8 protein-coding genes and 2 pseudogenes are annotated in these 9097 nt (G+C 65.2%); 4 read left to right on the top strand and 6 right to left on the bottom strand.

Translation table 11 applies throughout. The annotated features are described in order from the left end of the window. Position 1: 1 nt before the first annotated feature. The 4 genes from EWH12_RS20965 to EWH12_RS20950 all read right to left on the bottom strand — a co-directional run bounded on the left by EWH12_RS20965 (position 2) and on the right by EWH12_RS20950 (position 5430). Positions 2-259, bottom strand: coding sequence for a hypothetical protein (locus tag EWH12_RS20965; protein WP_129927713.1), 258 nt, complete (start codon positions 257-259; stop codon positions 2-4). Positions 260-656: 397 nt separating this feature from the next. Then, positions 657-1667 carry an aldo/keto reductase gene (locus EWH12_RS20960; RefSeq protein WP_129927712.1) on the bottom strand — a complete coding sequence of 337 codons (1011 nt, stop codon included), beginning with the start codon at positions 1665-1667 and terminating at the stop codon, positions 657-659. Between the two features lies 1 nt (position 1668). Beyond that, positions 1669-2838 (bottom strand): 4-hydroxybenzoate 3-monooxygenase, encoded by a 1170-nt coding sequence (pobA, locus tag EWH12_RS20955; RefSeq protein ID WP_066609207.1) that lies wholly within the window; start codon positions 2836-2838, stop codon positions 1669-1671. A 168-nt stretch (positions 2839-3006) separates the two neighbouring features. After that, positions 3007-5430, bottom strand: coding sequence for a hypothetical protein (locus EWH12_RS20950; RefSeq protein WP_129927711.1), 2424 nt, complete (start codon positions 5428-5430; stop codon positions 3007-3009). A gap of 153 nt (positions 5431-5583) precedes the next feature. Here EWH12_RS20950 and EWH12_RS20945 point away from each other — a divergent pair, with 153 nt between their 5' ends. From EWH12_RS20945 to EWH12_RS23050, 4 genes and pseudogenes are all read left to right on the top strand, one after another. Next, a complete protein-coding gene (locus tag EWH12_RS20945; protein ID WP_242496159.1) occupies positions 5584-6222 on the top strand; it encodes a DUF3237 domain-containing protein in 639 nt (212 codons plus the stop codon). 140 nt (positions 6223-6362) lie between these two features. Beyond that, a complete protein-coding gene (locus EWH12_RS20940; RefSeq protein ID WP_422917750.1) occupies positions 6363-7565 on the top strand; it encodes an MFS transporter in 1203 nt (400 codons plus the stop codon). Between the two features lie 53 nt (positions 7566-7618). After that, positions 7619-7894 (top strand): HU family DNA-binding protein, encoded by a 276-nt coding sequence (locus EWH12_RS20935; protein WP_066609209.1) that lies wholly within the window; start codon positions 7619-7621, stop codon positions 7892-7894. Positions 7895-7935: 41 nt separating this feature from the next. Further along, positions 7936-8163: pseudogene (locus EWH12_RS23050) on the top strand (hypothetical protein); the annotation flags it as partial. Here EWH12_RS23050 and EWH12_RS22800 read toward each other — a convergent pair. Both EWH12_RS22800 and EWH12_RS20925 read right to left on the bottom strand, forming a co-directional pair. Continuing rightward, entirely contained in the window at positions 8064-8585 is a 522-nt protein-coding gene (locus tag EWH12_RS22800; protein ID WP_242496158.1) for an aspartate racemase/maleate isomerase family protein, read from the bottom strand. The pseudogene EWH12_RS23050 and the gene EWH12_RS22800 sit on opposite strands and share 100 nt — an antisense overlap. A 43-nt stretch (positions 8586-8628) precedes the next feature. Further along, a pseudogene (locus EWH12_RS20925) lies at positions 8629-8969 on the bottom strand (integrase core domain-containing protein); the annotation flags it as partial. Positions 8970-9097: the final 128 nt, after the last annotated feature.

The raw sequence follows: 9097 nt of genomic DNA, 5'->3' as shown, positions 1-9097 counted from the left end.
ATTAGGCATGCCGCCAGCGTTCGTTCTGAGCCAGGATCAAACTCTCAAGTTTGATGTCCGATACATACCAGCCGGAATAAGGCCAATATATACCGCTCATTTCCAGGAGCCATTCCTGCACAATATAGTCTTGTGGAATATATTGAGACATATGAACGATCTGCCGAGCAAGCCCGGCAAAACCCAATAAGGAACGGCTTGAATTTAACCGATCACATGACGCCTGAAAGCCGCCACAGACCGGAGCCGCCGCCCACATGTCCCTTCATCTGACCAACAATGTCAAAGAACCTGCCAAACATTAGAGCGGACAACCATGCCACCCCGATCCTTGCGTTTCGGAGGACTGGCGTCCGTCAATGTTGGCGACCGTTCCGAGCGCTACCTGCTGGCAGCGCCCCGTCCGGTGAACAGCCCTCTAGGTGCAGCCTGTGATTCGGTCAAACGGAAAAAAGCGCGCTTTGTGAATTTTCTGTGTCAGCGATAGGGAGTGATCCCGCCAAAGCCGGAGAATAGCGTGTATTTCTGGGCGTTTTGGCGCCTCCATATGCATGAAAGCGTGGAACGGCCTCCCCCGCTCCACGCCTTCATTTTGCCCCGCGCCCTCCAGCATGGCCGAACTAACCCGCTGAAAGGACTAGATAATCGCGCGTCATTCAGGCCAAAGGCTCTCCCACCCAACATTCGGTGTCGACCTGGGCCTGCGCTTCGCGCGGATAGCGCGGGCCGGACGGCGCGCTGAAGGGGAACAGCGCTTCCACCGCCGCCATCAGATCATCCGGCCAGACGCGCGCCAAGGTCGCCAGATCCTCGTCCAGATGGGCGATGCTGGTCGTGCCGGGAATCGGTACGACATGATCCTCCTTCGCCAGCAGCCAGGCCAGGCACAGTTGCGCCGCCGTGCAACCGGCTTGATCGGCCAACGCCTTCAGCCCGTCTACCAACGCCAGATTCGCCGCCAGATGCGGCGGCTGGAAGCGCGGCATGGATGCGCGAATATCGCCCTGCGGCAGGTTCGCGGCATTGGGATTGCCCGCCAGCAGCCCGCGTCCGACCGGGGAGAAGGCGACAAAGCCCGTCCCCAGTTCCACGCACGTCTCCAGCACCGCCACTTCGGCATTGCGGGTCCAGAGCGAATATTCGGTCTGCATCGCCGCGATCGGATGCACTGCATGAGCGCGGCGCAGCGTCGCGGCCGACATTTCGGACAGGCCGATCGCCCCGATCTTGCCCGCCTCCTTGGCCCGGACCAGCGCACCGACCGAGTCCTCGATCGGCACCTTGGGGTCGAGACGATGGAGATAATAAAGGTCGATATGATCGACATTCAGCCGCCGCAGCGAATCCTCCAGCACCTTGGCGATCGCTTCGGGCGACCCGTCCAGCCCGCGCTTGCCGTCAATCTCCCCCAGCACGCATTTGCTCGCCAGGGTGAAGTCCCCCCGCCGGTCCATCAGCGTCCGGCCCAGCAATTCCTCATTCGCGCCGAAGCCATAAAGCGCCGCGGTGTCGAAGAAGGTCACGCCGACGTCGAGCGCATGGCGCAACAACCGCTCAGCCTCCGCCGTATCGGGCCGCGGCAGATAGGCGTGGGACAGGTTCATGCAGCCAAGGCCGATGGCCGAAACAGTGAAGGGGCCGACAGTCCGAGTGGGGAGGCTGGTCATATTATAAAGGCAATCCTACATAATTTTCCGCGATCGTCGTCTGCGCCGCGACCGAGGAGGCGATATAGTCGAGGTCGGCGACCTGCATCCGGCGATCGAACGCATCGCTATCGGGGAAGCGGTGCATCAGCTTCGTCAATTGCCATGAAAAGCGTTCGGATTTCCAGACGCGGGCCAGCGCCTTGTCCGAATAGCCGGCCACCGCGTCGCTGTCATGACGTTTCAGATAGGCGATCAGCGACTGCGACAGGTAATGCACGTCGGACATGGCCAGGTTCAGGCCCTTGGCGCCGGTCGGCGGCACGATATGCGCGCTGTCGCCCGCCAGCATCAGTCGGCCATGGCGCATCGGTTCGAATACGAAGGAGCGCAGCGGCGCGATCGACTTTTCCAGCGCGGGGCCACGGGTGATATGCGCCGCCGCCTCCGGCCCCAGCCGGATCGCCAGCTCGTCCCACAGCCGGTCGTCGGACCAGTCCTCGACTTTTTCGTCCAGCGCCACCTGCACATAATAGCGGCTGCGCGTCGCCGACCGCATCGAGGCCAGCGCAAAGCCGCGCTCGTGATTGGCGTAGATCAGCTCATGGTTGCACGGCGGCACATCCGCCAGGATGCCGAGCCAGCCGAAGGGATAGACCTTCTCATAATGGCGCGCGACCGACGCCGGCATCGCCTTGCGCGAGGGGCCGTGGAAGCCGTCGCAGCCGCACAGGAACTGCGCGTCGATCCGATGGGTCGCGCCGTTCTTGCTATAGGTGATGTAGGGCGCGTCGCCATCGACATCGTGCAGCGCCACATCGGCGGCGTCGTAGATGATCTCCAGCCCGCGTTCGGGCGCAGCCTCCATCAGGTCGCGGGTCACTTCGGTCTGACCATAGACCATCACCTGCCTGCCGGTCAGCGCCGCTATGTCGATGCGGATCAGCCTTTCCCCATCGGCCAGATGAAAGCCGTCATGCGGCAGCCCCTCCGCGTGCATCCGCGCGCCCAGCCCCAGCCGGTCCATGAGGTCGGTGGTGGTGCGCTCCAACACCCCGGCGCGGATGCGGCCCAGCACATAGTCGGGCGACGCCCGCTCGACGATGACCGCCTCGATCCCCTCGACCCGCAGCAGATGCCCCAGCATCAGCCCGGCGGGTCCAGCGCCCACGATCGCGACCTGCGTCTTCATGATCATCCTCTCCATGTCCTTTGGCATTGGAGGACATGATGCCGGGTCGCCAAGCGCACGCCCATGGCGGGACCAGCCGCTTATTTGGACGATTCAACCGACCTGGCGCCGTCGGATCAGCACTTCAGGGGCAACGCGACCAAGCATGAATGGACTATCCGCCGACGATCAGGCCGCAGGCAGCGTCACCACGCTATCGGGTGCGTCGCGCAGCCGCAAATAGAGTTTGCCGTCCTGCGGCGCGGGCGCCTTGAGCGCAGAGCCGGTATAGCCATGCGCCACCTGCGCCGCCTGGTCGAGAGTCGGCGTCGCGCCCACCGCATCGATCAGGAACAGGTCGCGCCCCGTGATCGTGCAACCGTCCGCCTTCGCTGCGCACGAAACCGCCGCGATCTGCGGCAGCCGCGCCAGCGTCACCAGCGGTTGCCAGTCGCTCGCCTCGCCCCCGCGCAGCAGGCGAAAGCGCAAGGGGCCAAACAGGGACGGCGCCATCGCCTTGGGGTCCAGCGTGGCGACCATCACATAGGGACTTTCCAGCCGCAGGCCATTGGCGGCGGTCAGTCGGATCGTCGCGCCATCCTCGACCGGCGCAACCTCGATCGCGTCGCTCGCGCTCAATTTCGTGCCCTCGCCCGCCCGCACCGAAAAGACGAGCTGGCCATTGTCCGGCAACAGATTGTCGCCATTGAGCGCCAGCACCTTGCCGTTCGCGGGCGGCGCGCCCAGGCTGACATCCTTGCTCAGCAGTCCTATCTGCGGTCGCGCGTCCGCCACCGTCAGGGCAAGGCTCACGCTCCGCTCGTCGCGCAGCTTGACCCGCGCCGTCGCCGCGCTGCCGGCTTCGAGCGCGACCGCATCGCTCTGCCCCACCAGCCGCAGCCGGTCCACCGCCCCGTCGCGCGTCAGCCCGTCCGGCCGCATCACCAGGCCGTTCACATCCACGCTCTCCACTTGGTCCAGCCGTTGCCCGGACAGTAGCGCCGTTTTGTCCCCGGCATGGAGCAGCAGTCCGTCCAGTCGGCTCGCCTGCGCATAGCTGCGCAGCGCAATCGCCGACGGCTGGGCGACGCCGTGATATTTGACCTCGATGCTGAGCGCGCCGGGCTTGCGATCGGTCAGCGGCACGGTCAGCGCCAGCGCGTCGCGCCCCTGCACCTTCCATTCCATCGGTTTGGGCGCGCCCTCCCCCTGTCGCAACATCACGCTTTCGACGCAGGCGGGCGCGCCACCCTTCAGCACCAGCCCATTGTCGCGCCCGACGACCAGAGCGGCGCTATCGCCCTCCACCGTCCATCCGCCCGCATCGGGCATCTGCACCATGAAGTCCGGCCCCTCGAACCGATCGAAGCCCCATCGGCCAAAAAGATGGCCCTGCACCGTTCCTTTGAACACTGGCGGCGCATCATCGCCGGTCAGCACATAACCGCCCCGGTCGGCGCGCGCCTCCAGCGGCAGGTCTACCGTCTCGCCCGACGCCGTCTTCAGCGCCAGCTTCACCTCGCGCGCATAGGGGGTGGAGAAGATCAGCGGAGCGCCCTCCACTGGCAACACCGTGCCCGCACGCGCCACGCAGATCGGCGCGTCGCCGCTGCGGCGCAGGCGCGGCGGACTGTCCGCCTCGATCGAGGGCATGGCGACCACCATCACAGACTTGGGTTTCTGGAAGGACGGCGCGGCGTTCAGCAGCAGCGACATCCCCTCTGGCTTGCGCACGCTCAGGGTCGGCAGATAGTCGAATTGCGGGCTGCTGAACGCGCCGAATATCTTCGCGATGTCGCGCACCACGCCGATATAGGGGCTGTAAAAGCCATAGCCCGCCTCGCGCGTCGCGGCCAGTTGCAGCGCCAGGTCGGTGGGCGCCCCGGTCAGCGTTTCGGCGATCGAACTGCTATGGACGTCCGACAACACCAGCGCGTCGCGATTGTCGGGCAGGCAGGCCGCCTGCATCTCGACCACCTTGGACAGGCATTCCTCGTTCAGCTTCATCGCCAGGCTGCGCGCCAGCGTCGGCGCGACGCTGCGCAGATATTCGGGATGGCTGTTTTCCTGCGCCTTGATCGCCGACATGAAGGCGTCCAGCCGCGACCGGTCCAGCGACGCCTGGTTCAGATCCTGCGTCGCGCGCACGAATTCGCCAGGCTTCCCCCGCACCGCGTCGGACAATACGCCCTCCGCTCCGCCGGTGTCGGGCACCAGGAACAGCACCATCTGCCGCGCGCCCTTGGGCACCGTCAGCACCAGCGCCTTGTCCTTGTCCTTCTTCTTCCAAGTCTCGGCGAACCGGACCCAATCCTTGGGCGGCGGATTGGTCGCGCCGCGCAGGAAGGCGGACACCAGGATGAAGCGCGCGCCCTGATCGGCGGGCAGATCCGCCTCGATCGACAGCCGGTCGCCTTCGGACAGGCTGGGCACTTGCGCGATCGGCAGGCTCTGGTCGCCGCGCATCACCAATATGTCCAGCGCCGGGCCGGGCAATTCGAACGGCGCAGGTTCCGCCGCACCCACCGCGGCAGGCGCCAGCATGGCCAGCGTCAGCCCACCCAGCGCGCAACGGGCGGCCCGCATCATCCTGTCGATCGGCAACGGCTTCATAATCTATCCGGCATCCAGTTTCACGCACGCCCCCCAGCGCCTTTCCCATATGGTCAGGCATAAGCCAAGCGGAAGGATGAAGTCGCCAACCTCCGCCCGGTTCACCCACACCGCACCGCGCGTGCCGGAACCGACCTGGTTTTCGGCAAAATCATGGACCATATTTGCCATCACGCCATCATCCTTTATGCCTGTGGCAAACGCCGCCACGTCGGCGGGCAGGGAGAGATGATGACGAGCGACGTGCACCGCCGCGGCCTGCTCACGGCCTTGCCCGGCCTGGCTCTTGCCGGCGCCGCCGCCCCGCTCGCCGCGGCGCCCGGCGGCGCGCTCGCCACCCCCTCGCTCAGCCTCGCCATGCGCCTGCGCGTTCTGATCGGCGCGCCGCAGGAACTGGGCATGGTCGATGGCGTGCGTAAGCGGGTCATACCCATCACCGGCGGCAGCGTCGATGGCCCGCGCCTCACCGGCAAAGTGCTGCCCGGCGGCGCGGACTGGCAATCGATCCGGACGGACGGCACCGCCGACATCCTCGCCCGCTATTCGCTGCAAGCGGATGATGGCGCGGTCATCTCCGTCGTCAATCCCGGCTATCGCCATGGCCCCGCGCCGGTGCTGGCCCGCATCGCGGCGGGCGAAGTGGTGGACCCATCTCTCTATTATTTCCGCACCACCCCGCGTTTCGAGGTGGCGGGCGACGGCCCCCACGCCTGGCTCGGCCGCACCGTCTTCCTGTGCGCCGCCGCCCGCTTCAAGGACCATGTCGCGCTGGACATTTTCGCGGTCGGCTGACACTGACGGATGATAAAGTATAGGGGGACGGGACCAAGGATGACCGACATCAGGCATAGGCTGGACGAAGCCCCCATGGCCGGCTCCAGATCGCGGCGATCATCCTGTGCATCCTGCTAAACGCGCTCGACGGCTTCGACGTGCTGGCCATTAGCTTCGCCTCGCCCGGCATCGCCGCGGAATGGGGGATTGATCGCGCCGCGCTCGGCCTCGTCCTGTCAATGGAATTGATCGGCATGGCGATCGGATCGGTGCTTCTTGGCAACCTGGCCGACCGCATCGGCCGCCGCCCGACCATATTGGGCTGCCTCGTCGTCATGGCGGCGGGCATGGCCGGCGCGACCCAGGCGTGGGACGTAGTGTCGCTCTCGCTTATCCGTCTGCTTACCGGCCTCGGCATCGGCGGGATGCTCGCCTGCACCAACGCCATGGTCGCCGAACTGTCCAACGCCCGCTCGCGCAGCCGCGCCGTCGCGATCATGGCGGCGGGCTACCCGGTCGGCGCGATCCTGGGCGGGTCTGTCGCCTCGCACTTGCTGGTTGCGGGCGACTGGCGCGACATCTTCCTGTTCGGCGGCGGCGTTACGGCCCTCTTCCTGCCCGTCTCGCTCTGGCTGCTGCCCGAATCGATCGGCTTCCTGTTACAAAAGCGCCCCAAAGGCGCCTTGGCGCGGATCAACCGCCTGCTTGCCCGCATGGGCCACGCCCCTGCCGACGCCTTGCCCGCGCCCGATCCTACCGCGACAAAGCCGTCCTTCGCGGCTCTGTTCGCACCCGGCCTTGCACGAACCACCATATTGCTGACGCTCGCTTATTTCTGCCACATCATGACCTTCTACTTCATCCTGAAATGGGTGCCCAAGATTGTCGTGGACATGGGTTTCGCACCATCCGCCGCGGGCGGCGTGCTAGTCTGGGCCAATGTCGGCGGTCTCGCCGGCGCGCTGCTGCTGGGCGCGCTCAGTTGGCGGCTACCGCTGCGCGCACTTGTCATGTTGGCGATGGTCGCCTCCACCGTGATGGTGACGCTCTTTGGCCAGGGGCAGACGACGCTCGTCGGCCTCAGTCTGATCGCCGCCTGCGCGGGCTTCTTCACCAATGGCGCGGTGGTCGGCCTCTATGCGCTGGTAGCCCATTCCTTCCCGACCGCGGTGCGCGCCGGCGGGACCGGCATCGTCATCGGCATCGGCCGCGGCGGAGCAGCACTGGGTCCGATCCTCGCAGGCTTCCTTTTCACGCTCGATTTCGGCCTCCCGGCTGTGGCTCTCGTCATGGCGCTCGGTTCGCTGGTCGGCGCAACCCTGCTCGCGATGCTGCGGCACCCAATTAAAATCAGGCTTTGATACGATCGTTGCAGCCTCTAATGGAAGCGCTTCACTATCAAGAAGGATGCGATATGAACAATAGCGACCTAGCCGACGCCCTAGCCGGCGAGCATGACCTCACCAAGGCTGATGCTCGCAAGCTCGTCGACGCCGTATTCGTGCAGATCGCCGGCGCTGCTGCGAAAGGCGAAGAAATCTCGCTAAACGGCTTCGGCAAATTCAAGGTCAAGGATAGCCCGGCCCGTGAAGGCCGCAACCCCTCGACTGGCGCGACCATTCAGATCGCTGCGTCGAAAAAGCTTACGTTCACGCCGGCGAAGGCCGTGAAGGATCAGCTGAACGGCTGATCTTGTGCTGGAGGCGTTCCACATCAGGGGCGCCTCCTCTCATGCGACATCTCGATGGTGACGCATTTCGGGGCGATGGCGATGCCGGGGTAGAGGATGCGCTCGCTTCCAACAAGCGCCTCGTCGCCGCCCGCGATGCCGGCGTGCCGGTGATCTTCACCAACCTGGTCTATGAGCCGGGCGGCGCGGATGGCGGCATGTTCTTCCGAAAGGCGCCAGCGTTGCGCGCCTTCCCACGCGGATCGCCGGACGGCGCTTTCCCCGACACATTGCAACCGCGCGCGAACGAGATGGGCGTGGACACGGTAATGGTGACAGGCTTTTCAACCAGTGTCGCGGGCACCTCCGCGATCGCAGTCCAGCTTGGGCAGAGGAGCGGCGTGTCGCGCACCATGGTCACGCCATGGTCGCTCATAAAATTGGCGACCTCCGCATTGGCGACAGGGTAATAGGGCGACAATGCCGCTATTTTCCTGATTCCGCCATGAGCGTTGAATGCGGCGATCAGCGATTGCGCGCCCGTGCAAAGCGGAATGCCTGCGACATCCTCAATCGCCTTCGACCACCGCGCTGATCCTTCCGCACCGCCGTAGAAGGTGACGGCGGACAGCGCGTTGGCATCCTCCACGATGATGCGGCTGTAATGATTGGTGACGCCGGCACGCAGATCGTCGAAATCGGGCTGCACCACCGTTGGTCGATGGCCGCTGACGTGCTCCCCTGATTGTTACCAGTCAGAGGTAGAGTCCGGCTCCTTCATGATGGTTGGTTGAGGTGATGGCAACCTGTCTGGGGGCATGCCCCCAGACAGGTTCGCCGGCTTTCTCGGCGGGGGTTCTCCCGCCCAGTTCGAGTGTGGCCTGACGTGGTTGTAGTCGTGCCGCCAGGCATCCAACACGAACCGGGCATGCGGCAGCGACGTGAACAGGGTCTCGTTGAGGCATTCGTCGCGCAAGCGACCGTTGAAGCTCTCGACGAAGCCGTTCTGCATCGGCTTGCCCGGGGCGATGTAATGCCACTCGACCTTGGTCTTGCCAGCCCATTCCAGGATCGCCCGACTGGTGAACTCGGTTCCGTAGCACATTGGGAAGCGCCGTTTCGGGAGCCGAGATGGCCCTGATGAAGGCAAGGCCGCGTAGCGGCCGTAGGCTTCATCAGGGCAAGCCATGGCCGGCCAGCAGGTGTCTAAAGTGAAGTTGTCGA

Origin of the sequence: Sphingobium cupriresistens (assembly GCF_004152865.1) — a bacterium.
GTDB lineage: Bacteria > Pseudomonadota > Alphaproteobacteria > Sphingomonadales > Sphingomonadaceae > Sphingobium > Sphingobium cupriresistens.
This window is presented reverse-complemented; position numbering and strand designations above follow the sequence as displayed.